This is a genomic window from Pseudomonas brassicacearum (genome assembly GCF_003732225.1).
GTDB lineage: Bacteria > Pseudomonadota > Gammaproteobacteria > Pseudomonadales > Pseudomonadaceae > Aquipseudomonas > Aquipseudomonas brassicacearum_E.
Map to the genome: position 1 here is coordinate 516,145 of NZ_MOBJ01000006.1, position 24,640 is coordinate 540,784.

The 24,640-nt window shown below is 58.2% G+C and carries 25 protein-coding genes; 17 read left to right on the forward strand and 8 right to left on the reverse strand.

Annotated elements, in window-relative coordinates; translation table 11 throughout:
* Window positions 1–7 precede the first annotated feature (7 nt).
* The 4 genes from efeO (BK659_RS09070) (at window position 8) to BK659_RS09085 (ending at window position 4,815) form a co-directional block, all read left to right on the forward strand.
* A complete protein-coding gene (gene efeO, locus BK659_RS09070) occupies window positions 8–1,207 on the forward strand; it encodes an iron uptake system protein EfeO (protein WP_123424725.1) in 1,200 nt (399 codons plus the stop codon).
* Window positions 1,208–1,226: 19 nt separating this feature from the next.
* Window positions 1,227–2,525, forward strand: a complete 1,299-nt coding sequence (efeB, locus tag BK659_RS09075; protein WP_123424907.1) for an iron uptake transporter deferrochelatase/peroxidase subunit — start codon at window positions 1,227–1,229, stop codon at window positions 2,523–2,525.
* Window positions 2,526–2,558: 33 nt separating this feature from the next.
* On the forward strand, window positions 2,559–3,383 hold the full coding sequence (efeO, locus tag BK659_RS09080; protein ID WP_123424726.1) for an iron uptake system protein EfeO: 825 nt from the start codon (window positions 2,559–2,561) through the stop codon (window positions 3,381–3,383).
* A 235-nt stretch (window positions 3,384–3,618) separates the two neighbouring features.
* Entirely contained in the window at window positions 3,619–4,815 is a 1,197-nt protein-coding gene (locus tag BK659_RS09085) for an MFS transporter (RefSeq protein ID WP_123424727.1), read from the forward strand.
* 11 nt (window positions 4,816–4,826) lie between these two features.
* On the opposite strand, the gene BK659_RS09090 is transcribed toward BK659_RS09085, so the two are convergent.
* Window positions 4,827–5,873 (reverse strand): alpha/beta hydrolase family protein, encoded by a 1,047-nt coding sequence (locus BK659_RS09090; protein ID WP_123424728.1) that lies wholly within the window; start codon window positions 5,871–5,873, stop codon window positions 4,827–4,829.
* A gap of 278 nt (window positions 5,874–6,151) precedes the next feature.
* On the reverse strand, window positions 6,152–6,763 hold the full coding sequence (locus BK659_RS09095) for an FMN-dependent NADH-azoreductase (protein ID WP_123424729.1): 612 nt from the start codon (window positions 6,761–6,763) through the stop codon (window positions 6,152–6,154).
* 128 nt (window positions 6,764–6,891) lie between these two features.
* Here BK659_RS09095 and BK659_RS09100 point away from each other — a divergent pair, with 128 nt between their 5' ends.
* Together BK659_RS09100 and BK659_RS09105 are read left to right on the forward strand one after the other, a co-directional pair.
* Window positions 6,892–7,800: a LysR substrate-binding domain-containing protein gene (locus BK659_RS09100; RefSeq protein ID WP_123424730.1), complete on the forward strand. Its 909-nt coding sequence runs from the start codon at window positions 6,892–6,894 to the stop codon at window positions 7,798–7,800.
* Window positions 7,797–8,162, forward strand: coding sequence for an MmcQ/YjbR family DNA-binding protein (locus BK659_RS09105; RefSeq protein WP_123424731.1), 366 nt, complete (start codon window positions 7,797–7,799; stop codon window positions 8,160–8,162). The genes BK659_RS09100 and BK659_RS09105 overlap by 4 nt, the downstream gene beginning before the upstream one ends.
* A 135-nt stretch (window positions 8,163–8,297) precedes the next feature.
* Here BK659_RS09105 and BK659_RS09110 read toward each other — a convergent pair whose 3' ends face one another.
* Genes BK659_RS09110 through BK659_RS27720 form a run of 3 tightly spaced genes read right to left on the reverse strand, consistent with a single transcriptional unit; the run spans window position 8,298 to window position 10,019 of the window.
* Entirely contained in the window at window positions 8,298–8,705 is a 408-nt protein-coding gene (locus BK659_RS09110) for a DUF1294 domain-containing protein (RefSeq protein ID WP_259740231.1), read from the reverse strand.
* Complete coding sequence (locus BK659_RS09115) at window positions 8,702–9,532, reverse strand: undecaprenyl-diphosphate phosphatase (protein WP_123424733.1); 831 nt, start codon at window positions 9,530–9,532, stop codon at window positions 8,702–8,704. Before BK659_RS09115 ends, BK659_RS09110 begins: the two co-directional genes overlap by 4 nt.
* Window positions 9,533–9,566: 34 nt before the next feature.
* Complete coding sequence (locus BK659_RS27720; protein ID WP_185015317.1) at window positions 9,567–10,019, reverse strand: hypothetical protein; 453 nt, start codon at window positions 10,017–10,019, stop codon at window positions 9,567–9,569.
* 130 nt (window positions 10,020–10,149) lie between these two features.
* Here BK659_RS27720 and pnuC point away from each other — a divergent pair, with 130 nt between their 5' ends.
* From pnuC to BK659_RS09155, 8 genes are all read left to right on the forward strand, one after another.
* A complete protein-coding gene (gene pnuC, locus BK659_RS09120; RefSeq protein WP_123424734.1) occupies window positions 10,150–10,713 on the forward strand; it encodes a nicotinamide riboside transporter PnuC in 564 nt (187 codons plus the stop codon).
* On the forward strand, window positions 10,710–11,234 hold the full coding sequence (locus BK659_RS09125; RefSeq protein WP_123424735.1) for an AAA family ATPase: 525 nt from the start codon (window positions 10,710–10,712) through the stop codon (window positions 11,232–11,234). Before pnuC ends, BK659_RS09125 begins: the two co-directional genes overlap by 4 nt.
* A 331-nt stretch (window positions 11,235–11,565) precedes the next feature.
* Complete coding sequence (locus BK659_RS09130) at window positions 11,566–12,006, forward strand: hypothetical protein (RefSeq protein WP_123424736.1); 441 nt, start codon at window positions 11,566–11,568, stop codon at window positions 12,004–12,006.
* Window positions 12,003–12,575, forward strand: a complete 573-nt coding sequence (locus BK659_RS09135; RefSeq protein ID WP_123424737.1) for an adhesin — start codon at window positions 12,003–12,005, stop codon at window positions 12,573–12,575. The genes BK659_RS09130 and BK659_RS09135 overlap by 4 nt, the downstream gene beginning before the upstream one ends.
* Window positions 12,576–12,628: 53 nt before the next feature.
* Complete coding sequence (locus BK659_RS09140; RefSeq protein ID WP_123424738.1) at window positions 12,629–13,876, forward strand: autotransporter outer membrane beta-barrel domain-containing protein; 1,248 nt, start codon at window positions 12,629–12,631, stop codon at window positions 13,874–13,876.
* A gap of 70 nt (window positions 13,877–13,946) precedes the next feature.
* Window positions 13,947–14,627 carry a C39 family peptidase gene (locus BK659_RS09145; RefSeq protein ID WP_123424739.1) on the forward strand — a complete coding sequence of 227 codons (681 nt, stop codon included), beginning with the start codon at window positions 13,947–13,949 and terminating at the stop codon, window positions 14,625–14,627.
* A gap of 33 nt (window positions 14,628–14,660) precedes the next feature.
* Window positions 14,661–15,401 carry a hypothetical protein gene (locus BK659_RS09150; RefSeq protein WP_123424740.1) on the forward strand — a complete coding sequence of 247 codons (741 nt, stop codon included), beginning with the start codon at window positions 14,661–14,663 and terminating at the stop codon, window positions 15,399–15,401.
* Between the two features lie 46 nt (window positions 15,402–15,447).
* Entirely contained in the window at window positions 15,448–16,722 is a 1,275-nt protein-coding gene (locus BK659_RS09155; protein WP_123424741.1) for a hypothetical protein, read from the forward strand.
* A gap of 65 nt (window positions 16,723–16,787) precedes the next feature.
* Here BK659_RS09155 and BK659_RS09160 read toward each other — a convergent pair whose 3' ends face one another.
* The gene (locus tag BK659_RS09160) at window positions 16,788–18,113 is read right to left on the reverse strand and encodes a sigma-54 dependent transcriptional regulator (RefSeq protein ID WP_123424742.1); all 1,326 of its coding nucleotides are present in this window, start codon (window positions 18,111–18,113) and stop codon (window positions 16,788–16,790) included.
* Window positions 18,114–18,458: 345 nt separating this feature from the next.
* On the opposite strand from BK659_RS09160, the gene BK659_RS09165 reads away from it, so the two are divergent.
* From BK659_RS09165 to nhaB, 3 genes are all read left to right on the forward strand, one after another.
* On the forward strand, window positions 18,459–18,725 hold the full coding sequence (locus tag BK659_RS09165; protein ID WP_123424743.1) for a hypothetical protein: 267 nt from the start codon (window positions 18,459–18,461) through the stop codon (window positions 18,723–18,725).
* A gap of 288 nt (window positions 18,726–19,013) precedes the next feature.
* Window positions 19,014–20,303: a hypothetical protein gene (locus tag BK659_RS09170; RefSeq protein WP_123424744.1), complete on the forward strand. Its 1,290-nt coding sequence runs from the start codon at window positions 19,014–19,016 to the stop codon at window positions 20,301–20,303.
* A 117-nt stretch (window positions 20,304–20,420) separates the two neighbouring features.
* The gene (gene nhaB, locus BK659_RS09175) at window positions 20,421–21,923 is read left to right on the forward strand and encodes a sodium/proton antiporter NhaB (RefSeq protein ID WP_123424745.1); all 1,503 of its coding nucleotides are present in this window, start codon (window positions 20,421–20,423) and stop codon (window positions 21,921–21,923) included.
* Between the two features lie 125 nt (window positions 21,924–22,048).
* Here the strand turns inward: nhaB and zwf are convergent, their stop codons facing one another.
* The gene (gene zwf / locus BK659_RS09180; RefSeq protein WP_123424746.1) at window positions 22,049–23,569 is read right to left on the reverse strand and encodes a glucose-6-phosphate dehydrogenase; all 1,521 of its coding nucleotides are present in this window, start codon (window positions 23,567–23,569) and stop codon (window positions 22,049–22,051) included.
* The gene (gene gnd / locus BK659_RS09185) at window positions 23,566–24,570 is read right to left on the reverse strand and encodes a phosphogluconate dehydrogenase (NAD(+)-dependent, decarboxylating) (protein WP_259740240.1); all 1,005 of its coding nucleotides are present in this window, start codon (window positions 24,568–24,570) and stop codon (window positions 23,566–23,568) included. The genes zwf and gnd overlap by 4 nt, the downstream gene beginning before the upstream one ends.
* Between the last annotated feature and the right edge of the window lie 70 nt (window positions 24,571–24,640).

A 24,640-nucleotide genomic window follows, 5' to 3' on the forward strand; every position in this document is an offset into this window, starting at 1 on the left:
GGCATTCATGTCAAACCAGGCCCCTCTTCAGACCTCGCCTCCCCGCGCCCTGCGTTGGGCGGTGGCCGGTTCGGTGATCGTGATGATCGCCGCTGGCGGGTTGTTCTACTACGCGTCGCAAATGGCCGCGGCCAAGCGCCAGATCAACCACGACGAGATCACCGTCACTATTAACCCGCACAGTTGCGAGCCAAATGCTCTGAGCGTCCCGGCGGGTCACAGCAGTTTCCGCATCGTCAACCGCTCGGATCGTGCCGTTGAATGGGAAGTCCTCGACGGCGTGCTGGTGCTTGTAGAGCGGGAAAACATCGCCCCCGGCCTGAGTCAGGTGATCACCGCCAACCTGTTGCCGGGCGACTACGCGATTACCTGCGGTCTGCTCAGTAACCCACGCGGCACCCTGCACGTCACGCCCACCGCGGCATCCGATGCTGCGGCCAAGGCACGGCCGTCGATGGTGGCGTTTATCGGCCCGTTGTCGGAATTTCGGGTTTACCTGAGCAGTCAGGGCACTGCACTGATTAACGCTGTCACCGCGTTGCAACAGGCTATCGACGCCGGTGACCTGAGCCAGGCCCAGGCGCTCTACGTGCCGGCCCGCGTTGCCTATCAACGTATCGCGCCGGCGGCTCAACGTCTGGCGGAACTGGACAAGGTCATCAATGCTCGCGCCGATTACTTTGAAAAGCGCGAGCAGGATCCGGATTTCGTCGGCTTCCATCGCCTCGAATACGCGCTGTTCCAGCAACGAAAAATCGAAGGTCTGGCGCCGATCGCTCAGCGCCTGCTGGCCGATGTCACCCAGCTCAAGCAACAACTGCTGGCTCAGTCGCTCCCGCCGGAGCAACTGGTGAGCATCGTCACACGCAACATCCGCAACATGGCCGATGTTCGAGCCAACAGCGGCGAAGAAGAACGCTACAGCCACACGGACCTCAACGGATTTGCCGCCAACCTTGAGGTCACCCGCAAAGTGCTCGATCTGTTGCGTCCGTTACTGGCCAAGTCTGCCGCAGCGTTGCTGACCCGATTGGACACGGCCACCCACGCTCTCGATGCCGAACTCAATGGCTTGCGAGTGAAGGACGGCTACAGCAGTTACGACAGCGTCGGCGCCGATCAACGCGCACGACTCGCCGACAAGGCCAAGGCTCTGGCCGATGCACTCGATGGAATCGATCCCGCCCTTGGCCTTTCCGGCCTGTAAGCAGAAGACAAAAAATCAGATGAACGATTTAGATCAGATCAATGCCCAGCGTCGCCGCGTCTTGTTGGGCATGGGCGCCGCCGGCGTCGCGTTGGCGGGCAGCGCCTTGAGCTGCCCGGCCATGGCCGCCAGCCCGGCACAAGTCACTGAAGCACCGAACAGCGACAAAACCCAGGATCGCCATGACTTCCATGGCCCGCACCAGACCGGCATCGTCACGCCGCGCCCGGCGTGTGGCATGCTGGTGTCGTTCGACGTACTGGCCACCGATCGCGAAGACCTGGAGCGGTTGTTTCGCACGCTGAACCAGCGCATCGCGTTCCTGATGACCGGCGGCCCGGTGGCTCAGGTCGACCCGAAATTGCCACCCATGGACTCGGGGATTCTCGGCCCGGTGGTGACACCCGACAACCTGACCATCACCGTGTCGGTGGGTGAATCGCTGTTCGACGAGCGTTTCGGCCTGGCCAGCGCCAAGCCCAAGCGGTTGATCCGCATGGTCGGCTTCCCCAATGATGCGCTGCAACCCGAGCTCTGCCACGGCGACCTGAGCCTGCAGTTCTGCTCCAACACCGCGGACACCAATATTCACGCCTTGCGCGACATCGTGAAGAACCTGCCGGACTTGCTGCTGGTGCGCTGGAAACAGGAAGGCAGCGTGCCGCCGCAAGCGCCGGCCAAGCCTGGGACACCTGCGCAGAGCGCGCGCAACTTCCTCGGTTTTCGTGACGGCTCGGCCAACCCCGATTCCAACGATAACAAAACCATGGAGCAGATTGTCTGGGTGCAACCGGGCAGCGATGAGCCGGCCTGGGCGGCCAATGGCAGTTATCAGGCGGTGCGGATTATCCGCAACCTTGTCGAGCGCTGGGACCGCACGCCGCTGCAAGAACAGGAAAGCATTCTCGGTCGGGTCAAAAGTACCGGCGCGCCCATGGGCGGCAGCCATGAAAGCCAGGTCCCGGACTACGCCAAGGATCCGCACGGCAAGCTGACCAAAATGGACGCGCACATCCGCCTGGCCAACCCGCGCACTGCCGCGACCCAGGCCAACCTGATCCTGCGTCGACCGTTCAACTACTCCAACGGCGTGAGCAAAAACGGTCAGCTGGAAATGGGCTTGCTGTTCATCTGCTACCAGGCCGATCTGCACAACGGTTTCATCACCGTGCAAACCCGACTCAATGGCGAGCCGCTGGAGGAGTACCTCAAGCCTATCGGCGGCGGCTATTTCTTCACCTTGCCAGGTGTTACCGGCGACAAGGACTTCATCGGTCGTTCATTGCTCAATGCCACTCAACCGAAAACCACGGCTTAACCCCTAATCACAACAAACCCACGGAAACGTCCCATGAAAAAGTCGCCTCTTGCTTTGCTGGTTGCCCTTGGCTTGCTCCACGCCCCACTTTCGGCTTTCGCTGCCACAGCGCCGCTGGATCTGGTGGGACCGATTTCGGATTACAAAATCTACGTCACCGAACAGCTCGACGGGTTTGCCAGCCACACCCAGCAATTCACCGACGCAGTGAAAAAAGGTGACCTGGCTACCGCTCAGAAACTCTATGCGCCCACCCGTGTGTACTACGAGTCGATCGAGCCGATTGCCGAGCTGTTCAGTGACCTCGATGCGTCCATCGACTCGCGCGTCAACGACCACGAAAAAGGCGTCAAGGCTGAAGACTTCACCGGTTTCCACCGCATCGAATACACGCTGTTCTCCGAGAAAACCACCGAGGGCCTTGGTGAGCTGGCCGATGGGCTGAACAACAACGTCAAAGACCTGCAAACCCGCGTTGCCGGCCTGACCTTCCCGCCAGAGAAAGTTGTCGGCGGCGCGGCCACCTTGCTCGAAGAAGTCGCTGCCACCAAGATCTCCGGTGAAGAAGACCGCTACAGCCACACCGACCTGTATGACTTCCAGGGCAACATCGACGGCGCGAAGAAAATCGTCGACCTGTTCCGTCCGCAGCTGGAGAAGCAGGACAAGGTTTTCGTTGCCAAAGTCGACAAGAACTTCGCCAGCGTGAACAAGATTCTGGCCAAGTACAAAACCGCCGACGGTGGTTTCGAGACCTACGACAAGGTCAAGGAAAACGACCGCAAGGCATTGGTCGGGCCGGTCAATACCCTGGCGGAAGACCTGTCGACCCTGCGTGGCAAGTTGGGTCTGAATTAACCGTTGTTTCAACGTTGCCTGAACTGACGCCTTCGCGAGCAAGCTCGCTCCCACACTGGATCTGTGTCTGACCACACTGTCGTGATCAACATAGAACCCATGTGGGAGCGAGCTTGCTCGCGAAGGCGGTCTTACAGGCGCCCATCCCCTGAAAACAACCGTTAGCCTGCTTCCTTTTATTTCAGACCCGCGCCATGATGCAGCTCTCCTGCCGCCCGCCCGCGAACGAGTCCTCATGTCTGCGCAACAACCGCCTCCCGTCAGCTCCATGGCGATCACCCGGCAGATCGTCTCCATCGTTTTTTATACCTTTGTTGCCTTCCTCTGCATCGGCCTGCCGATTGCGGTATTGCCGGGCTATGTCCATGAGCAACTGGGTTTCAGCGCCATTGTGGCCGGCCTGACCATCGGCTCGCAGTACCTCGCCACCCTGCTCAGCCGCCCTATGGCGGGCCGTATGTCTGACAGCATCGGCACCAAACGGGCGATTGTGTATGGCTTGCTGGGGATTGTGCTCAGTGGCGTGCTGACATTGCTGTCGACCTTGTTGCAGAACCTGCCATTGCTGAGCCTGATGATTCTGATCGGCGGTCGATTGTTGTTGGGGATCGCCCAAGGCTTGATCGGTGTCGGCACTATCAGTTGGTGTATGGGCCAGGTGGGTGCCGAGCACACCGCCCGCTCGATTTCCTGGAACGGCATTGCCTCGTATGGCGCGATTGCCATTGGTGCGCCACTGGGTGTGGTGATGGTCGGTGAGTTGGGGTTTGTGAGTCTTGGGATTGCGCTCTCGGTGTTGGCGCTGGCGGCATTGCTGCTGATTCGCAACAAACCTTCGGTGCCGGTGATTCGTGGTGAGCGATTGCCGTTTTGGGCGGTGTTCGGGCGCATCGCGCCGTTTGGCGCGAGCCTGAGCCTGGCCTCGATTGGCTACGGCACACTGACGACCTTTATTACCTTGTTCTATATCAGTCGCGGCTGGACCGGCGCGGCCTGGTGCCTGACGGTCTTTGGCATCTGCTTCATCCTCGCGCGCCTGCTGTTCATCTCCAGCATCAACCGTTTTGGCGGGTTCAGCTCGGCGATCGCCTGCATGAGCATCGAAACCCTGGGGCTGGGCCTGTTGTGGCTGGCACCTACGACGGCAGTGGCGTTGATTGGTGCCGGGCTGACCGGGTTCGGTCTGTCGCTGGTTTATCCAGCATTGGGTGTCGAGGCGATCAAGCAAGTGCCAAGTACCAGTCGAGGCGCCGGGTTGAGTGCCTACGCGGTGTTTTTCGATCTGGCGCTGGCGATTGCCGGGCCATTGATGGGCGCGGTGGCTCTGAACCTGGGCTACTCGTGGATTTTCTTCTGCGCGGCGCTGCTGTCGATCACCGGACTGGGGCTGACCCTGATCCTGAAACGTCGTTCAGCACTCAGCCCGTCGTAAGAGCCTGGCGTCTACGGCAAAGTCTGGTCAGCCGTCTGCATCCCGGCCCGACTCGGCTTGCTCAGGGTTTGGGCAAAGAAACGCCCGGCTTCGGATATCAGGTTGCGGTGAATGTCCTCACGGTCAACACCATCGGCATCGGTGCACAACGCCGGCATCGCCACCCGTTGCTCCGGCGTACATGGCGCCATGAACACGAAGTGCCCGGCCCCGGCCAGCAGTTTGAAATCAGGGGCGACGGGTAGTTTGCGAGCGAGCGCTGCGGCGTTTTTATCGAGCGCGACCAGTTTGTCGCCATCGCCGCTATAAAGCAGCACCGGCACATGCACACCGGCCAGGGTATGGCGACCAAACTTCAGGCTCAATGGCGCCATCAGCAACAAGGCGTGAACCCGTGGGTCAGCGACTGGCCGCAAGTCATCGCGGTCGACAATCAGTTCACCGTTGGTGCTGCAGGCGTCCCCGTCGTCAGGACGCTCCTTGCAGTAACGCCGCAGACGATTCAGGTCCGGCGTGGCACCCGAGAGAATCAATGCGGTTTCGCCACCGGCCGAATAACCGATCACCCCGACCTCGTCAGGATTGACGAATGGCGACAGCATCGGGTCGGCGAGGGTTGCGGTAATGGCTTCGGAAATCTGGATCGGCCGTCCATAGAGGTTGCTTAATGTGCCGAGGCGGCTGTGGTCCTTGGAGTTGTCACCGGGATGAATCACCGCCACCACCACAAAGCCTTTGCGTGCCAGCGATGTGGCAAGGTCATGCAACGCCAGTGGAGTACCTATGTTGCCGTGGGACAGCATCAACATCGGAAAGCGCCCAATCGCGACCCTTGCGTCTTCGGTCGCCTGGACTTGATAACCCTCGAGCTTGCTTGAATGCTCGATGCCGGTCGACGGATAAAAGGCGATGGCCCGCATCGGTTGCAAGTCCAGCGGATCGAGAAACGTCAGCTCATGGTAGCCAACGCTCCAGTGAGGGGACGGCGCAGGCGCGGCTTGCACTGTATTCAGGCTGCTGAGCAGGCATATCAGTAACATTGCACAAAGACGCACCATGGGATGCCCCACCTTGTTACCAGACTGGAATACCCGTTTTCTTCCATTCCCTTGGATTTAGAGCCTTGTGCCGGCTTTTGCCGCTTTCAAGGCCTGTGCAGAACGGGGCCGATAACCCTGAATTGCATAACCTGGGCCAACACCTGTAACACCAGCACTTTTGATTCATGAAAGAAAAGTTAGGAAACAGGAAAACTCCATACCCCGATCGTTTTACGACGATCAGGGTATAGAGTCTAGTAGGTCTTGCCTGAGCTTTTTAACTCTTTACGAAAGCCTTACGCGGCAGCGAACAGTTGCTCGCTGATCTGCGCCTGAGCATCGCTCATGGCTTTGCTGCGAACGTCGTCACCGTAAGCCAGGCCATGGGCGCGGACGAACTCGATGTCGGTGATGCCCATGAAGCCCAGCATGACTTTCAAGTACTCTTCGTGACCGACGCCAGTCGCCTGACCGACGTGCATACCGCCAGACGTCGATACCACCACAACTTTCTTGTTACCGCACAGGCCTTCAGGGCCGGCTTCGGTGTAGCGGAAAGTCTGGCCGGCAACGGCAATGCGGTCGATCCAGGCCTTGAGCTGAGTCGGGATGGTGAAGTTGTACATCGGCGCTGCGATCACGACGGCATCGGCAGCGAGGAATTCAGCCAGGGTCGAAGCGCTCAGTTCGGCTTCATGCTGTTGCGCGGCGTTACGCAACTCAGCGGTGGTGCCGGCCGCGACCAGAGTCGCTGCAGAGAAGTGGCTGATGGCGTCGCTGGCCAGGTCGCGATAGGTAACCACGGCAGCAGGCTCGGCGGTTTTCCAGGCCTGGACGACACTGTGGCTCAGTTGACGGGAAGCAGAGTTGTCGCCAAGGATGCTCGAATCAATGTGCAAAAGTTTCATGTGGGATCTCCAAGTGAGGACCGCCACCGGGCGATCTAGTGGGGACAATCCTACAGACGAAACCAATAGCTGATTAGCCAGCAACAATGCGATAGTTCGTCCCACTGACAGGACAATCGAGTAACGCCATGCAAGACCTCAATGACCTCTACTACTTCGCCAAAGTGGTCGAAGCCGGCGGTTTCGCTGCCGCCGGGCGCGTGTTGGGCATTCCCAAGTCGCGACTGTCGCGGCGCATCGCCGAACTTGAAGAGCGTCTGGGTGCCCGCCTCCTACAGCGCACCACTCGCCAGCTCAAGCTGACCGCTGTCGGCGAGCGCTATTTGCGCCATTGCCAGGCGATGTTGCTGGAGGCCGAGATGGCTGACGAGGCCGTGGCCAGCATGTCCAGCGAGCCCCGAGGGCGGTTGCGGGTTTCCTGCCCGGTTGGCCTGGCCCATGAGTTTTTGCCGTCGGTCATCAGTTCCTTTCTGGAACGTTTCCCTCAAGTGCAATTGGAGATGCAGTTGCTCAACCGCCGGGTCGATCTGGTGACCGAAGGCATCGATGTCGCCTTGAGAGTGCGTGATCTGGGGGATGAAGACCCGCTGCTGGTTACCCGGCGTCTGCGTCAGGCGCAAATGGTGATGATCGCCAGTCCGGCCTTTCTACGCGATCACCCGATCGGCAATCCGGAAGATCTGAAGCAGGTTCCGGTGCTCGGCGCTCTGGAAGCAGACCGCATGGTGCATGTGCGCATGCTCGACGCTCAGGGCAAAACCTGCGACCTGACGCTGGAAGCACGACTGGGGATCGATGATTTCATTGTGCGCAAAGCCTGCGTGCTTGCAGGTCTTGGCTTCACCCTGCTGCCAATGATGTACTGCGAAGAGGAACTGGAAAACGGCTCGTTGGTGCAGCTGTTGCCCGAGTGGTCGCTGCCTGGCGGTTGGCTGCTGGCGGTCTACCCTCATCGGCGCGGCTTGCTACCGGCGGTGCGTGCCTGGATCGACCATTTGACCGAATCATTCAAAGCCTGCGGGGATCGATTGTTATGAAGGCTAAACCGATGAACGAGGAAGACGTGGCGCGCTTCTGCCTGGCGCTGCCCGGCGCGCAAGAAGATTACAAATGGGGCGGCGTGCGGGTGTTTTCAGTGGCCGGAAACAAGATGTTCGCCCTGCAAAACCTGCGGGGTGAATCATTGGCGTTCAAGGTCGACAAAGAACTGTTTTTGGGGCATGTCGACCGCCCGGGCATCGGGCCTGCGCCCTATCTGGCAAGGGCGCAGTGGATCATCATGCAAACGCCCTACCCGCTTGGCGCCGATGAACTGCAAGGCTTGCTGCAACGATCTCACCAACTGGTAGTGAGCAAGTTGCCCAAGCGCGTGCAGGTCGGGTTATTGCTTGAGTCATGACACGATCCGTAGCAGCTGCCGGAGGCTGCGTTCGGTCGCGAAGCGATCGTAAAATAAGACACTGAGGTCTTACAGATAGATTGCGGTTGCAGGATTTGCGACTGCTACGCAATCGAACGCAGCCTTCGGCAGCTGCTACGGAATCCAGGCGAACAGGCCGCTCCCTAGGTACAACTGGTCGATCCAGAACACCTGATGCAGCAGCACGATGATCCAGAACACCAACTGATAGGACACTTTGCGGGTCTTGTGCCGGAACACTTGCTGGGCGAGCAACGCACCCGGCCAGCCACCGGCCAGTTCAATTGCGTGCAACACATTCTCCGGTGTACGCCAGCTGTCTGCCCGGGCCTTGCGCTTGTCGCTCCAGTACAGCAAGAACGTCAGCAGGCTGACAACGGCGTAGGCCGCGAGCGGAATCAGCGAAATTCCGCGCCACCATAGAAGAGTCGAACCAAAAGCCGGCAAGGCGCACAGCACCAGGAAAATCAGACCTTTGAGGCGCGGGTTTTGAATCCCGCGCCCATTGCGTGGCTTGATCACGATGTGGCAGCTGCCCAGTCGACCCAACCGAACTGCCAGGTCGCCAGAATCAGCAAGCCGAACGCGATCCGGTACCAGGCAAATGCAGCGTAGCTGTGGCTGGCAATGAACTTGAGCAAGCCCTTGACCGCGATCATTGCGAAAATAAACGCAGTAACGAAGCCGAGGGCGAACACCGGGAGGTCAGCGGCCTGGAACAGGTCGCGATACTTGTAGCCGGAGTACACCGCGGCACCGACCATGGTCGGCATGGCCAGGAAGAACGAAAACTCGGTGGCGGTTTTACGCGACAGCCCAAACAACAAGCCGCCGATGATCGTCGAACCGGAACGCGATGTGCCGGGAATCATCGCCAGACATTGGGCGAAACCGACCTTCAACGCGTCTTTCCAGGTGATGTCGTCGACGGTTTCGGCATGCACAGTGTGCTCGCGACGCTCAGCCCACAACATGATGATCCCACCCACTACCAGAGCCGTCGCTACGGTGATCGGGTTGAACAGGTATTTATGAATCATATTGGCGAAGATCACCCCCAACACCACGGCCGGCATGAACGCGATCAACAGGTTGACGGTAAACCGTTGGGCATTTCGCTGCGTGGGCAAGCCCGTCACCACGTCGAGGATCTTGCGGCGAAACTCCCAGACCACGGCCAGGATCGCGCCGAGCTGGATGATGATATTGAACGCCATCGCGCGCTCGCCACCGAAGTTGAGCAAATCGGCGACGATAATCTGGTGCCCGGTACTGGAGATGGGCAAAAACTCTGTCAGTCCTTCTACAACGCCAAGAATCAAAGCCTGAACGGCGGTCCAAAGATCCATCAATCCCCCATGAAGCAATGCCTCCAAGGCATGCCTAGTCAATAATATTTAAGCCTTCACTGCGATCAGCCAGCATCGCTGAATCAAGACGCGCGCAAGATCCACGCGAAATCGTAAAAACTTCCTGAGAAATCAGCGCGAATTCAGGTTTCCACTGACGTGGCCGAAATCCTACCAGACATGCCTGAATAACGCTGCGCCGTAATTGGACTTGAGTCGGATAGGTCGGGTGGCGGGTTTGTCTCACAGCACTGCCTTGGCCGCTGAGCAGTCGAGCGTCGCGAGCGTGCATTTGAAAGAGCTCAGTGAACAGTTGAACAGCCTGCTCAAGCAGTTTCGGGTGTAGACACATTTTGCGCTGAAACAATGCCTCTGTAGTTACACGATCCGTAGCAGCTGCCGAGCCCGCGAGGCTGCGTTCGGCTGCGAAGCGGCCGTAAATTCGGACACCGCGTTTCTTCAGGTTAACCGTGGAGGCAGGATTCACGACTGCTTCGCAGCCGAACGCAGCCTCGCGGGCTTGGCAGCTGCTACGGGGAATGTGCCTAGCCTGAAATCTCTTCACTTACCACCTGCGTTACAATCGGCGCCCTTTTCGACTTCACCAAGGAACCTTCATGTCCGGGCTTGAACTGTTTGCCGCCGCACTCGGCGTGATTGCCGTCTGGTTGACGGTCAAACAGAACCCCTGGTGCTGGCCGATCGGACTGGTCATGGTGCTGCTCTATAGCTGGATCTTCTTCGAGGTAAAGCTGTATTCGGACATGCTGCTGCAGGTGATTTACGCCGGTTTGCAGCTCTACGGCTGGTGGCAGTGGACCCGCGCCGGCGAAGCACAGCATGGACGGCAAGTCACGCAACTGGATGGCCGCTCGATGTGGGCGGGGTTGGCCGTCGGTGCCGTCGGCAGCTTGCTGCTGGGCGCCGCCATGGCTCATTGGACCGACGCCGCGCAGCCCTGGCTGGACGCAGCATTGACCGGTTTCAGTCTGGTGGCGCAACTGTGGATGGCGCAAAAACGCCTGCAATGCTGGCCGCTGTGGATTGCCGTCGATGTGATTTTCGTCGGGTTGTTTATCTATAAAGGCTTGTACCTGACCGCCGCACTCTATGGCCTGTTTACGCTGATCGCCGTGCAAGGCTGGCGTGAGTGGCGGACCGATCCGGCGTTGCGCGCATGAAAGTATTGGTACTGACCGGCCCTGAATCCAGTGGCAAAAGCTGGTTATCGGCAGAGCTTCAAGGCCATTTTGGCGGGTTGCTGGTAGGTGAATACGTACGTTACTTCATTGAACAGAACCCTCGAGATACCTGCCTTGCCGATATCCCGGAGATTGCCCGCGGCCAAATGGCCTGGGAAGACAGCGCCCGGGCCAAGCGCCCTGAGTTGCTGATTCTCGACACACACCTGCTGAGCAATATGCTGTGGAGCCAAACCCTGTTTGGCGAATGCCCCGCATGGATCGAAGAAGCGCTGCTGGCCAGGCATTACGACCTGCATCTGCTGCTTTCCCCTGAAGTGGTGGACTGGACGGATGACGGCCAGCGCTGCCAACCGGATCTGAGCCAGCGCCTGGCGTTCTTCAACGCAACAAAAGCCTGGCTGGAACAACACCAGCAAAGACTGCAGGTCATCAACGGCGATTGGGCCGAGCGCCGCCGTCAGGCATTTACTGCCGTTGAGTATCTGCTAAAGCCGTGACGGCATCTGCATCCTGGGGGGAATATGTCCGTTTCTGAAACACTCCAGTGCAGCGCAACAGCCCTATCAACTGCCTTCATCCTCTTGTCATGCTGACTGTTAAGTCATTGGTACACTCGCCCGCAAACACTTGATTTAGAGCTTTTCGACCGATGGGGCCTGCTCGCGACGGCGGGCACCGTCTCACGGTTGATACAGCTCAAACATCCCCCTTCCTGCCCCACCCTTTAACCTATTGAATTCAATCAATAAATAAAAAGCGGCACAGCTTCTGCTCTCTCCTTCACAACGCTGACCAGGGCCAGCGCACAAAAGACGAGGGAGTGCCGACGTGGAGACAATCGATAAAGGCTTTATCCGCCTCCTGCTGATCGGATGTGCATTCAGCTCTGTCATCAGTCTGCCTGTCACGGCCGCCGATGGGATCATTGTCATTCAGCGGGAAGTCCAAACGCGTAACGCGACTCGCCCCCCCATGGTTCCCGACCCTAACCCCCTGACCGTCAATGCCAACCCGTCCAAACAAGTCATCAGTGCAACCAACGAACTGACGGACAGTGACATTTCCGGCATCAGCAGCGGTGCAAGCATCGCCGGCACGATCGCTCAAGGCACCGGCGCGCTGAGCGGCAGCATCAATGGTCAGTCACAGTTGCCCGGCTTGTCCGCTGGACATTCCGCAGGCTCCGGCAACGGTGTTGCCAACAGGATCAACGGCACCATCCAGCAAGGCCTGGGCAGTCTGAATGCTATCGGGGGGACAATGAAATGAATCGCACTCTGCTGATTCTGGCCATGTTTTGCAGTGCGCCGACCTTTGCCCAACCTCCTGTTATCGATACGGCCACCATCGACAATTCCGGCAGCCAGTACCAGGGCAACTTCTCGGTCAACCAGGCTGCCGGCGATCAGCAACAACAGGCCAACGCCCGAGCCATTGCCATTGACACCAACGCCAGCGCCACCACGCAGATTCGCCAACGGTTGCGTACTCAGGTCGATCCCAGGATCGATGCCCAGTCAGCCATTAAAGGCAACGCTTTCAGTAACGGCAATGGCGTACTGGGGGTCAACCAGAGTTCGGGCGCCAGCAACCAGCAAGCCAACGCCCTGCGGATAAGCATCAGTGCTACGCCGCAAAGTATCGACGACAGCGTCCTCAAGCAACAGAACGTGGCGCTGCTCAACAACTCCGATTCAACGGATCTTACCCCTGGCCATCGCCAGGTCGCTACCAGCGACCAGGCCTTCACCGGTAGCCGTGGGGTGATCCAGTTGAATCAGAGCGCCGGGGTGGGAAACCGAACGGCCAACACCCTGAGCGTACGGGTCGCGGATTGACCCAAAAGGTAAAAAACAACACTTAACCTAAAAATAAAGTACGGAGAATCAGCATGAAACCCACAATGGCAATCAAGCCTCTGGTTTTCGCAATCGCTGCGGTAATGGCTATTGCTGCACAAGCTGGTCAGGGTGGTGACGAGCATCATCATCGTCATCACGTAAATCCAAAAGACACCACCAATGCTGGCGCCACTGCCAACGCCACAGATAAACAAACCAGCACTAACAACTACATCAGCAATGAAGGGACTAAAAACACCGCCAACATGACCAACTCGGCCACGGGCGCCTCCGGTAACGTGGGTGTCAACGTTGCAGCAGGCGACGGCAACCAACAAGACAACGCTGCCGCCATTGCCAGCGGCGATGGCTCGTTTGTCTTTGGGTCTGTGGTGGCAACCGCCAAGGTTACGCAAACCCAAAACAACAACGAGGTCTACAACCAATCCACCACCAACAGCGCCAATATGAGTGGTTCGGCTAACGGCGGCAGCGGCAACATGGGTATCAACATGGCTGCTGGCGACCTTAACCAACAGAAAAACACCATGGCGATCGCTGTGTCTGGCGGCAAGCACGCTACTGCAACCGCGAGTGCCGATCAATCAGGCCCAGGCCTGAGGGTGGATAACGACGCCGATCGGACGTACCGCGTGGATACGCTGTCGCGTACCGTCTCAGCCAGCGGTCATGAGTCTTTCCAAGAGGCATCCAAATCGCACTCAGCGTCGGACTTTACCAAGCGCTTGAATACCGCCTTTGCTACGCACGAAGCTAGCAGTTCTGCTTCGCGCTCTGCTAGTGCCTCTGCCAGCGCCGCTGCTTCGCATGCTGCTGTGAAAGCTAATCTGGATGTGAACGTGGACGTGGATGTTAGCGCTAGCAGGACTAATGGCTGGCACACCAACAGCAGGAGTGCGACTTTCGACGCCGATATCGACGCATCGCTCGCCGCATCACTCGACAAATCGAACAGCGCATCGAACAGCGCATCGCACAGCGCATCTAGCAGCGCATCGCGCGACGCATCGGGTAGCGCATCGTTCGCCGCTTCTGGCAGTGAATCGAAAGATAAGTCGCAAAGCTTCAGCGAGTCCAGCTCCTTTGACTTGAGCAACACCGTGTCCTGGCAAGTGCTGACCCCAACTGGCTGGGCAAACCCTGTGACCAACACTGCTAACCTGAACGGTTCGGTGAATGGTGGCAGCGGCAACCTGGGCGTTAACGTGGCTGCCGGTGTTGGCAACCAGCAAAGCAACTCGCTGTCCATTGCATCCGGTTGCAGAACCTGCCTGTAAACCTAGCTCCAGAGTCTGGAGAGCCCCCTTCGGGGGGCTTTTTTTCACTCTTGCACGAGGGCTTCCGATCATGCGCATTTTCGCCCTGATGTTCCTGGTTTTTCTGGCTGGCCTGAGCGAAGCGGGACAAATGCCGCTTTCCGTCTTGCCAGGCGGAGCGGTCGTTTTCAAACCGGTCCAGAGCATGCGTGAGCGCAAATTTGCCGACCTGGTCCAACAGAAAACCGACTTCAGTTGCGGTGCAGCTTCCCTGGCGACCATATTGCGCCAGGCCTATTGGCTGGACGTAACCGAGGCACAAATCATCGAAGGCATGCTGGCTCACTCCGACCAGAATCTGGTCCGCGTCCAGGGCTTCTCCATGCTCGACATGAAGCGTTACGTAGAAAGTATCGGCATGCGAGCCCGTGGTTACCGGGTAACGCCGGAAACTCTGACCAGCGTCGCGATTCCGGTCATCGTGCTCATGGACATCCGAGGCTACAAGCACTTCGTGGTCATGCAAAAAGCGGAGAAAGACTGGGTGTATATCGGTGATCCGGTACTCGGTCACAAACGCTTCAAGTTCGACGACTTTGTCAAAGGCTGGAACGGCATCATCTTCGCCGTCATAGGCCAGGGCTACGAAAAGACCAACGTCTTGCGCGAACCACCTTTGCCACTGACCGCCAAGAACCGCATCAACACCTTCAGCCCGGTGCCGGACACAGAATTGATGGATTTCGGATTCATCCAGAGCGACTTTTTCTAATGACAAGGGAGCACGAAGCTCCGGGAGTATCCAATGAAGACTCCATACTGGCTGGCCGTCGTTTGCCTGGCCGCCAGCCTGCCAACACAAGCACTCACGTTCAAACCGATTGAACTCAAGGATCAGGAGTTGGCGACCCTTCGCGGCCGGTATGTCATGCCGGGCCGGATCATCAGTTTCGGGATTGTCATGACCAGTACCTGGCAAAATGCCAGCGGTGAAGTGATCGGGGCAACCTCCTCGATGCAGATTCAGGAATCGACCATCAAGCCACAGTTCTATGTGTCGATGATCGACAAGAAAGGAGATGGTTCGCCGGTCTCCCAGGGTTCCGGCACTGTCAGCGGCGGCAGCGGCCTCAGTACCACCCAGGGTGTAACCCAGGTCGTGCGCGCCGCCGGCGACTACAACAGCGCCTACAACAATGTCGGCATCAACGTCAAAGAAGCCAACCAGGCACCACCAATGGATACCCAGGGCCAGCCATTGACCGCCGGCACGACCCTGTCCGCGTCCAACGGCGCCGGGACCTTCAGTATGTCGTCGAGTGGCGCTGGCGTGCAGTTGAGCATCCAGGCCAACAACAATCAGGGCAGTACCGTGCAAAGCCTTGCCCAGGGCAGCCTGATGCAGAACACGACCTTGCTGGGCGGAGGAAACCAGGTGAACAACCTGACGTCCCTCAACGTTGTCCTGCGCAACAACCTGCCGACCGCCGGGGCGCTGGACTGCAGTCTGGATCAACTAAAAGGCCTACGCACTCTCGGATACTGATCTACGCTCAGTCTCATCGAATGTAGTCAGAAGGGACGGCAAACCCATGCACAGATCGTTCACGTTCAGAGCTGTCGTTTGTTTGAGTACCCTGGTCCCGGCCACTTTGCTGCAAGCAGCACCGGACCCCCAGGTAGAAGCCCTAAAACAAGAACTCATGGAGCTGAAACAGCGTTACGAAGCACAACAGAACGCGCTGATGGTACTGGAGCAGCGCGTTAAACAAGTCGAAGAAACACCAGCAACGCCTGCCCCCAAGCGCCTGACCCGCTCCCCTGCCGAACAGACCGCAGGCGCCAAGACCGTGGCCACGGGTGCCCCTGGGACCAGTTCGTATGGGCAGTCGCTCAAGGATGACTCGGGACCGGCGCAAAGCGTGTCCAACCTGTATGACGAAGCCAGCGGCTTCTTCGGTGGTGGCAAGTTCAGTCTCGAAACGGGCATGACCTATACGCACTACGATACCCGTGCATTGGTGCTCAATGGCTTTCTGGCTCTTGACTCGATTTTTCTCGGCAACATCAACATTGACCGCATCAAGGCCGACAACTGGACCCTGGACCTGACAGGCCGCTATAACGTGGCGCAACGCTGGCAATTCGACCTCAACGTCCCGGTCGTCTATCGAGAATCGACATACTCTTCTGGTGGTGCAGGAGGCGCAGCCCCGGTCTCATCCGACGCCACTGTTAAGCGCGATCCGACCATAGGCGATGTCAACTTTGGTGTTGCCTACAAGTTCCTGGATGAATCGGAAAGCCTGCCCGACGCGGTCGTCACTCTGCGAGTCAAGGCGCCGACCGGCAAAAATCCGTACGGAATCAAGCTGATCAAGGACCCGGGCAACGACAATTTGTCGGTACCTCAGTCACTCCCTACCGGCAACGGTGTCTGGTCGATTACCCCGGGTATCTCACTGGTCAAGACCTTCGACCCTGCCGTGCTCTTCGGCAGCCTGTCCTATACCTACAACATGCAGGACTCCTTCAGCGATATCAGCCCCACTGTAGATTCCACGGTCCCGGGAGACGTGAAACTGGGCGATTCCTGGCAGGTCGGCGCCGGTATTGCGTTTGCCTTGAACGAGAAGATGAGTATGTCGTTTTCGTTTTCCGACCAATTCGCCCGCAAAAGCAAAGTCAAACCAAGCGGCCAGGACTGGCAATCAATCCCGGACAGCGACTACAACGCTGCCAACTTCAACATCGGCCTGACCCTGGCGGCAACCGACAAACTGACGATAGTCCCCAACCTCTCCATCGGCTTGACCCAGGACGCACCGGCCTTCTCCTTCAGCCTGAAATTCCCGTACTACTTCTAAACGCCACACAAGGAAAAGGCCCGCTGCGACGTAAATCGCAGCGGGCCCTTTCGTTTCTCCGCGCCCTAGCGGATCTGGTGCTTATGCAGCAATCGGTAAAAAGTCGGCCGTGAAACGCCCAGTACTCGAGCGGCTACGCTGAGGTTGTCACTGTGGCGGCTCAATACGTCGCACAATGCCTGGCGTTCGGCGCGGGTCTTGTAGTCTTCGAGGGTGCCCATCGGTGCGGTAATCACCTGTTGGCCAATCAACCCCAGGTCCCGTGCCTCGATCTGTCGGCCTTCAGCCAGCACCAACCCTCGACGCACGCGGTTCGCCAGCTCACGAACATTGCCCGGCCAATCGTGTTTGCCCATGGCAATCAGCGCGTCTTCACTGAAACTGCGCGGCCGACGTCCGGTTTCCTGGCTGTAGAAGTGGGAAAAATGGTTGGCCAGCATCGCCAGATCGCCGTGACGCTCGCGTAGCGGCGCAGTGACCACCTGCAGAACATTGAGCCGGTAGTACAAGTCCTCGCGAAAACGCTTGGCCTCGATCGCAGCTTCCAGATCCACGTGAGTGGCTGCCAGGACCCGGACATCCACGGGAATCGGTTGACTGCCGCCGACCCGTTCGATGTGTTTTTCCTGCAGGAAACGCAATAGGTTAGCTTGCAGCTCAAGGGGCAGATCGCCTATTTCATCCAGAAACAGGGTGCCACCATTGGCCGCTTCAATGCGTCCGACTTTACGTTGATGTGCTCCGGTAAAAGCGCCTTTTTCATGACCAAACAGCTCGGACTGAATCAAATGTTCGGGAATCGCACCGCAATTGATCGCGACAAACGGTTTGCTGCGGCGTTGCGACTGGCGGTGCAAGGTTCTGGCGACCAGCTCTTTACCAGTGCCACTTTCCCCTCGAATCAACACCGGCGACTCGGTGGGCGCCAATTTGCTCAGCAATTTGCGCAGTTCGCGGATCGGCCGACTGTCGCCCAGCAGTTCATGTTCGGGCTGGTGGACGTGAATCGTGCCCTGGCCGCGCAAACGCGCCATACCGAATGCTCGCCCAAGGGTCACTTGAACCCTGGAGACGTCAAACGGCAAGGTATGGAAATCGAAAAACCATTCGCAGACAAAATCACCGGCATTCTGCAGCCGCAGGACTTCCTGGTTGAGAACAGCGATCCATTCAGTGCCGCTACGGCTGATCAGTTCCTTGACGGCTTCAGGACGTTCAAAATGAACAGGTTGAAGGCGCAGCAGGCCGACATCACAGGAATGATGGGAAGCGTTCTCCAGGGTACAGCTGTCGACATCCCAGCCGATCGTACGCAGGCCGGGTAATAAGCGATGGCAGTCGTCACACGGATCAACCACTAGCAAACGTCGCAATGCGGGCGTTTCGGTCATGACTGTTCCTTGGCGCCAAAAAATTAGAAAAGTTATTGGAAACAGTCGTTTGGCGGCCCTGAATGTAACGTTAGCAAGATATTGACGCTGCCTTGTATCGTTTAACTATAAGGTTAACGTCGTTTTCGTTATAAAACACACCTCCGTCAGTTACCTGACGGGTTTGAACCTTTCATTCAGCTTTCAACGCGTCCCTTGCAGTAGAACCCATAAAAGAAAGTTGAAATTTCTTTTGATTGTGTGTGACCCGCCCCCCTGTTGCGCGCATCAGTACAAGTAACCAGCCGAACGGTAAGCCCAACCGACGGCACATCACTTGATTGGGCACAGACGAGAGAAGACCCCATGAACGCCCCGCTCCGTATCAACGAAGCTCTTTTGATTGCCGACCGCGCATTTACGCCATTTCAATGCGTGGCCTGGGCTCCACAGGACGGTACTGGCGAACTCAGCCTGACCGTCATCGACCGCACCAGCACCCCTATCGGCCGCAAACAGATCCCAAGCAGCGCCTACACCGACCCGGCCCAACTTGAATTCTTGCTGGAACAGGTTCGCGCCAAGTTGAGCGAGGAAGGTTATCAGCTGCAATCCTGGACAATGCCGCAGTAAATCAAATGAAGTGTGCGGATCACCACGAAGTGATCCGCACTGTTTTATCGATGCACCTCAAAACTCCCCTCCTCTTCGCCACACACTGTTGACGCTTCATTGCGATAGACGGTCGTATTCGTCTGATAAACCTGTCATCGATTCGCAAAGACATTGTTCTGGCAAACAACGCCGCTCCACCTGTCACTTCTGACAGTTGTGCAATGTATCAATCATGGGATTGAATATTTCCTTCGTGAAGTCTTCCACCGCGGTTCTGGATCCGGTCGACTCGCAAGGAGATGCGACATGTCCGTCCATAACGCTTTTGACTTCGCTACCCCCCTCAGCACGGCAGGCCAACTCGACTCAAGCTTTGCATCGTCCGGTAAGGCTTGGGTGCACTTCGCTGGCAGCCTTTCCAGCATGGCCAACGATGTCGCGGTGGACTCGATGGGCCGCTTGCTGGTCGCAGCAAAGGTCAGAACACGGAGCGGCTGGCGTTATGGGTTGGCCCGATTGCATGAAGACGGCTGTCCGGATCTGAGTTTTGGTCACCAGGGCAGCATCATCGGACAGTTCGAAAGCGGATTCGAAGCCACAGGTGGCAACGTTCAAGAACTGCCCGACGGACGAATTCTGCTATCCGGCCTGCATTACAAAGACTCCCACCGTACGCTGCCGGCGCTGGCGATGTTAAACACGCATGGATGCCTCGATCTGAGTTTTGGTCATCGGGGTATACGGGTGGTGCGTTTACCCGGTGGATTGTCCCGTGGTCTGCGTGACGACTGGTTACCGCCGGGAGTCCCCGGGGCCGAAGCCTGCGTCTTCCGTGTACAGGCCGATGGTCGAATCCTGTTGTTGGCCAACCATTACTACGAGTTTGCGGATCACGTCGGCATCCTGATACGGCTCAATCCGGACGGGATGCTGGACAGCACATTCAACGGCCACGGTTTCGTGATGGTTAGGCACCTGCTGATGAATACCTGGCTTGGCAGCATCCTGGTACAGGCCGATGGTCAGATTGTGGTCGCCGGGTCCATTGACCCGCCGCAGGAAGGTTTGCTGGCACGCTTCGACAACACCGGTCGGCTGGACGACGACTTCGCTGAATCCGGCTTCTTCAGCTTCAAGGTTCTGGGACGCAGCGCCCAGGTGAGTCAGGTAATCGAGCAGAAGGATGGCCGCTTGCAGTGCTTCGGCAGCAGTCGCGACCCGATGCATTGCCTAACAATGACAGTGCATAGAAATGGTCGGCCGGACGCTCATTGCAACGAGGGGCACGCGCTGCTCACTGAATTAGGTAGCAGTGGCTGCCAATGGACGGCAGCCCAGGTTCTCGCCGATGGCCGGGTGCTGAGCGTCGGTGCAACCATTGGCGGTGTTACAGCGGATTTCATTCTGGCGCGACATCTCCCAAACGGACACCTGGATCCAGCCTTTGCCAATGGCCAAGGCTGGGTTCGCACTCGACTGGGGCGCAGCCTCGACACAGCGACCTCGCTGGCGGTGCAGGCAGACGAGCGAATTGTGGTAAGCGGTTACTCGCTGGACGGCCACTATCGGGCGGTATTGGCGCGCTATCTGGGATAGTGCTTTGCCCTTGCTCCGCTACAGGTGCGCCATCACCGATTGATAATGAAACTCAAGAACTTGATCTTCCCCGACTGTTACGGCAAGTTGCGCGCTTCTTAATAGAAGGAGCAACAGATGTCCGGTTCAATGGCCCAGGCGTTTGCGCACAACTTCCTCGGGCATTCACCGCGCTGGTACAAGGCGAGCATTCTCGCGTTCCTGATTCTCAACCCGCTGGTGCTCTGGACGACAGGTCCGGTGGTGGCAGGCTGGTTGCTGGTGGCGGAGTTCATTTTCACCCTGGCCATGGCACTCAAGTGCTACCCGCTGATGCCGGGTGGTCTGTTGATGGTCGAAGCGTTGCTGTTGCGCATGACCACACCTGTTGCCCTGTATGACGAACTGCAACACAACTTCCCGGTGATCCTGCTGCTGATGTTCATGGTCGCCGGCATTTACTTCATGAAAGACCTGCTGCTGTTCCTGTTCTCCCGACTGTTGCTTGGGGTTCGCTCCAAGGCATTATTGGGGCTGATGTTCTGTTTTCTGTCAGCGTTTCTTTCGGCATTTCTCGATGCGTTGACGGTGACCGCCGTGATCATCAGTGCGGCCGTGGGGTTTTACTCGGTCTATCACCGTGTAGCGTCGGGCAATGACCCACGGCAGGACAGTGAATTCAGCGACGACCACAATCTGCCTGTCCTGCATCACGAAGACCTTGAGCAGTTCCGCTCATTCCTGCGCAGCTTGTTGATGCATGGCGCCGTGGGGACGGCGCTCGGCGGTGTTTGCACCCTGGTGGGCGAGCCGCAGAACCTGCTGATCGGCCATGAGCTGGGCTGGCACTTTGCAGAGTTCTTCCACAAAGTCGCCCCGGTCTCGCTGCCGGTACTGGTGGCGGGGCTGGTGACCTGTGTGTTGCTGGAGAAATTGCGCTGGTTCGGTTACGGCACTTTACTGCCCGACAACGTTCGCGCGGTGCTGGCCAACTATGCGGCACAAGACAATGCAGAACGCACGGCCCGCCAACGCGCTGCATTATTGGTACAAGGCGCAGCCGCGCTGATTCTGATTGTCGGGTTGGCGCTTCACATAGCCGAGGTCGGGCTGATCGGCTTGATGGTGATCGTCTTGATCACCGCGTTCACCGGCATCACCGAAGAGCACCGGATCGGCAATGCCTTCAAGGATGCGATGCCGTTTACGGCGTTGCTGGTGGTGTTCTTCGCCGTCGTGGCGGTGATTCACGATCAGCAACTGTTTACGCCGTTGATCCAGTGGGTGCTGGCCCTGCCGGTAGATCAGCAACCGGGCATGCTGTTTATCGCTAACGGTTTGTTGTCAGCGATCAGCGATAACGTGTTCGTGGCGACCATCTACATCACTGAGGTCAAGCAGGCGTTCATCTCCGGCCATATGAGCCGCGAGCATTTCGAAACCCTGGCGATTGCCATCAACACCGGCACCAACCTGCCCAGTGTGGCCACACCCAATGGTCAGGCGGCCTTTCTGTTTTTGCTGACCTCGGCGATTGCCCCGCTGATTCGGCTGTCTTACGGACGCATGGTCTGGATGGCTTTGCCGTACACCGTGGTGATGGGCGTGTTGGGCTGGTATGCGGTGAGCTACTGGTTGTAACACCAGCCCTGTGGGAGCGAGCTTGCTCGCGATAGCGGACTGTCAGTCAACTTAGATGTTGCCTGACACACCGTCATCGCGAGCAAGCTCGCTCCCACAGGGTTTTGTGTGAATTATTACCTGACTCAGCCGAGGCTGTGCCAGACGCGACCGTCGCGGGCCAGTAACTCATCGGCGGCATCCGGCCCATCTTCGCCGGCAGCGTAGGTTTGCACCGTTGCGTCCTCTTTCCAGGCATCGAGGAACGGCTGAACCGCGCGCCAGCCGTTTTCAATATTGTCAGCGCGCTGAAACAGCGTCTGATCACCGGTCAGGCAATCGTAGATCAAGGTTTCATAACCGGTGGACGGCTGCATTTCGAAGAAGTCCTTGTAGGCAAAGCCCAGCTCGATGTTGGCCATGTTCAGCGCTGGCCCAGGACGCTTCGCCAGCAGATCGAACCACATGCCTTCATTGGGCTGAATCTGGATCCTCAGGTAAGTCGGTTGCAGCTCATCGACTTCGGTATCGCGAAACTGTGCGTAGGGCGCAGGTTTGAAGCAGATGGCTATTTCAGTGTCGCGTACGCTCATCCGTTTGCCGGTACGCAAGTAGAACGGCACGCCGACCCAACGCCAGTTGTCGATCATCACCTTGAGCGCGACATAGGTTTCCGTCGTGCTGTCTGGCGCGACGTTGGGTTCTTCGCGATAACCGGGCAACGGCTTGCCTGCGATTTCACCGGCGACATACTGACCGCGTACCGAGTTGGCTCGCGCCTCTTCGGTGGACCAGGGACGAATCGCCCCGACAACCTTGGCTTTTTCACCTCGCACCGCATCGGCACCGAAGGCCGCCGGCGGTTCCATCGCGACCATTGCCAGCAACTGAAACAGGTGATTGGGCACCATATCCCGCAGAGCGCCCGTGTGCTCATAGAAACTGCCACGGGTTTCGACGCCAACGGTCTCGGCGGCGGTGATTTGTACATGATCGATGTAATGGTTACTCCAGAACGCTTCGAACAGGCTGTTGGAGAACCGGCTGACCAGAATGTTCTGCACGGTCTCCTTGCCCAGGTAATGGTCGATCCGGTAGATCTGCTTTTCCGTCATGACCTTGAGCAAACAAGCGTTCAAGGCTTCGGCAGTATGCAGGTCGGAGCCGAAGGGTTTTTCGATCACGACCCGGCGGAAGGCGTCGTCGCTCTCCACCAGCAGCCCGGACGAACCCAGACGGCGCACCACTTCACTGAAAAAGCGCGGCGCGGTGGCCAGATAGAACACCGCGTTGCCGGTAGCACTCTCGGCGATTTTCGCGCCCAGCGCCTGATAGGTGCTGTCATCGAGAAAATCGCCCTGGACATAGCTGATGCCCTTGGCCAGTTTGGTCCAGAGCACCGGGTCCAGAGTGTCATGGCCGTTGCCGACCTTGTTGGCCGCCTCCGTGCGAATGAAGTCTTCGAGTTTTTTGGCGAAGTCCACGTCGCTGATCGCGTTGTGGTCGACACCGATGATCCGCAGTCCATCACCGAGCAAACCGTCACGACTGAGGTTGTACAGCGCCGGCATCAGCAAGCGCTTGACCAGGTCGCCGTGAGCACCAAACAGAAATAGCGTGGTTGGCGGTGCGGGGTGTGCCTTGGATTTCTTGCGGATCGAAGTCATTTTTTCGGAGTCTCGACATGACCGCCAAAACCAAAGCGCATGGCCGAAAGGATTTTGTCGCCATAGGCGCCTTGCTGGCGCGAGCGGTAACGGGAAAACAGTGAGCTGGACAGCACTGGTACCGGCACCGCTTGCTCCATCGCCGCTTCGATGGTCCAGCGACCTTCGCCGCTGTCGGCGACGGAACCGGAGTAACCGTCGAGCTTCGGATCGCTGGCCAGGGCATCGGCCGTCAGGTCTAGTAACCAGGACGAGACCACGCTGCCACGACGCCAGACTTCGGCAATGTCGGCCACGTTCAGATCAAAACGCTGATCTTCCGGCAGGTTCTCCGAGGCTTTGGTTTTGAGGATGTCGAAACCTTCGGCAAACGCCTGCATCATCCCGTATTCGATACCGTTGTGAATCATCTTCACAAAGTGCCCGGAACCTGCAGGGCCGGCGTGAATGTAGCCACGTTCGGCACGATCATCTTCGGCCACCCGGTCCTTGGTCCGCGGGATATCGCCCAGGCCTGGCGCCAGCGCGTCGAACAACGGGTCAAGGCGATCGACCACGTCAGCATCACCGCCGATCATCATGCAGTAACCGCGCTCCAGCCCCCAAACGCCGCCGGAGGTGCCAACGTCGATGTACTTCAAGCCTTTTTCCGACAAGGTTTTCGCGCGGCGAATGTCGTCCTTATAGAAGGTGTTGCCGCCATCGATGATCACATCGCCGGCGTCCAGCAAGTGGCTCAAGGTGTCGATGGTTTCTTCGGTTGGCGCGCCCGCTGGCAGCATGATCCAGACCGCTCGGGGTTTATCCAGTGCCGCGACCAGTGCCGGCAAGTCCGCAACGCCAGTGGCGCCCTCTTGACTCAGGGTGTCAACGAACGCGGTGTTGCGGTCATAGACCACAGTGGTGTGCCCATTGAGCATCAGGCGCCGCGCAATGTTGCCGCCCATGCGGCCCAGTCCGATAATCCCCAGTTGCATGTGCTGATGCTCCTTACTACAAATAAAGGTGTGCCAAAGGTTATAGCGCAATGAGCCTGATTAAGGTTAGTCCAGAGCGCTGCAACATAGTTTC

What these genes read in the sequence shown, in the direction of transcription:
- efeO (WP_123424725.1), top strand. Translation starts at nt 8, where the DNA reads ATGTCAAACCAGGCCCCTCTTCAGACCTCGCCTCCCCGCGCCCTGCGT.
- efeB (WP_123424907.1), top strand. Translation starts at nt 1,227, where the DNA reads ATGAACGATTTAGATCAGATCAATGCCCAGCGTCGCCGCGTCTTGTTG.
- efeO (WP_123424726.1), top strand. Translation starts at nt 2,559, where the DNA reads ATGAAAAAGTCGCCTCTTGCTTTGCTGGTTGCCCTTGGCTTGCTCCAC.
- BK659_RS09085 (WP_123424727.1), top strand. Translation starts at nt 3,619, where the DNA reads ATGTCTGCGCAACAACCGCCTCCCGTCAGCTCCATGGCGATCACCCGG.
- BK659_RS09090 (WP_123424728.1), bottom strand. Translation starts at nt 5,873, where the DNA reads ATGGTGCGTCTTTGTGCAATGTTACTGATATGCCTGCTCAGCAGCCTG.
- BK659_RS09095 (WP_123424729.1), bottom strand. Translation starts at nt 6,763, where the DNA reads ATGAAACTTTTGCACATTGATTCGAGCATCCTTGGCGACAACTCTGCT.
- BK659_RS09100 (WP_123424730.1), top strand. Translation starts at nt 6,892, where the DNA reads ATGCAAGACCTCAATGACCTCTACTACTTCGCCAAAGTGGTCGAAGCC.
- BK659_RS09105 (WP_123424731.1), top strand. Translation starts at nt 7,797, where the DNA reads ATGAAGGCTAAACCGATGAACGAGGAAGACGTGGCGCGCTTCTGCCTG.
- BK659_RS09115 (WP_123424733.1), bottom strand. Translation starts at nt 9,532, where the DNA reads ATGGATCTTTGGACCGCCGTTCAGGCTTTGATTCTTGGCGTTGTAGAA.
- pnuC (WP_123424734.1), top strand. Translation starts at nt 10,150, where the DNA reads ATGTCCGGGCTTGAACTGTTTGCCGCCGCACTCGGCGTGATTGCCGTC.
- BK659_RS09125 (WP_123424735.1), top strand. Translation starts at nt 10,710, where the DNA reads ATGAAAGTATTGGTACTGACCGGCCCTGAATCCAGTGGCAAAAGCTGG.
- BK659_RS09135 (WP_123424737.1), top strand. Translation starts at nt 12,003, where the DNA reads ATGAATCGCACTCTGCTGATTCTGGCCATGTTTTGCAGTGCGCCGACC.
- BK659_RS09140 (WP_123424738.1), top strand. Translation starts at nt 12,629, where the DNA reads ATGAAACCCACAATGGCAATCAAGCCTCTGGTTTTCGCAATCGCTGCG.
- BK659_RS09145 (WP_123424739.1), top strand. Translation starts at nt 13,947, where the DNA reads ATGCGCATTTTCGCCCTGATGTTCCTGGTTTTTCTGGCTGGCCTGAGC.
- BK659_RS09150 (WP_123424740.1), top strand. Translation starts at nt 14,661, where the DNA reads ATGAAGACTCCATACTGGCTGGCCGTCGTTTGCCTGGCCGCCAGCCTG.
- BK659_RS09155 (WP_123424741.1), top strand. Translation starts at nt 15,448, where the DNA reads ATGCACAGATCGTTCACGTTCAGAGCTGTCGTTTGTTTGAGTACCCTG.
- BK659_RS09160 (WP_123424742.1), bottom strand. Translation starts at nt 18,113, where the DNA reads ATGACCGAAACGCCCGCATTGCGACGTTTGCTAGTGGTTGATCCGTGT.
- BK659_RS09165 (WP_123424743.1), top strand. Translation starts at nt 18,459, where the DNA reads ATGAACGCCCCGCTCCGTATCAACGAAGCTCTTTTGATTGCCGACCGC.
- BK659_RS09170 (WP_123424744.1), top strand. Translation starts at nt 19,014, where the DNA reads ATGTCCGTCCATAACGCTTTTGACTTCGCTACCCCCCTCAGCACGGCA.
- nhaB (WP_123424745.1), top strand. Translation starts at nt 20,421, where the DNA reads ATGTCCGGTTCAATGGCCCAGGCGTTTGCGCACAACTTCCTCGGGCAT.
- zwf (WP_123424746.1), bottom strand. Translation starts at nt 23,569, where the DNA reads ATGACTTCGATCCGCAAGAAATCCAAGGCACACCCCGCACCGCCAACC.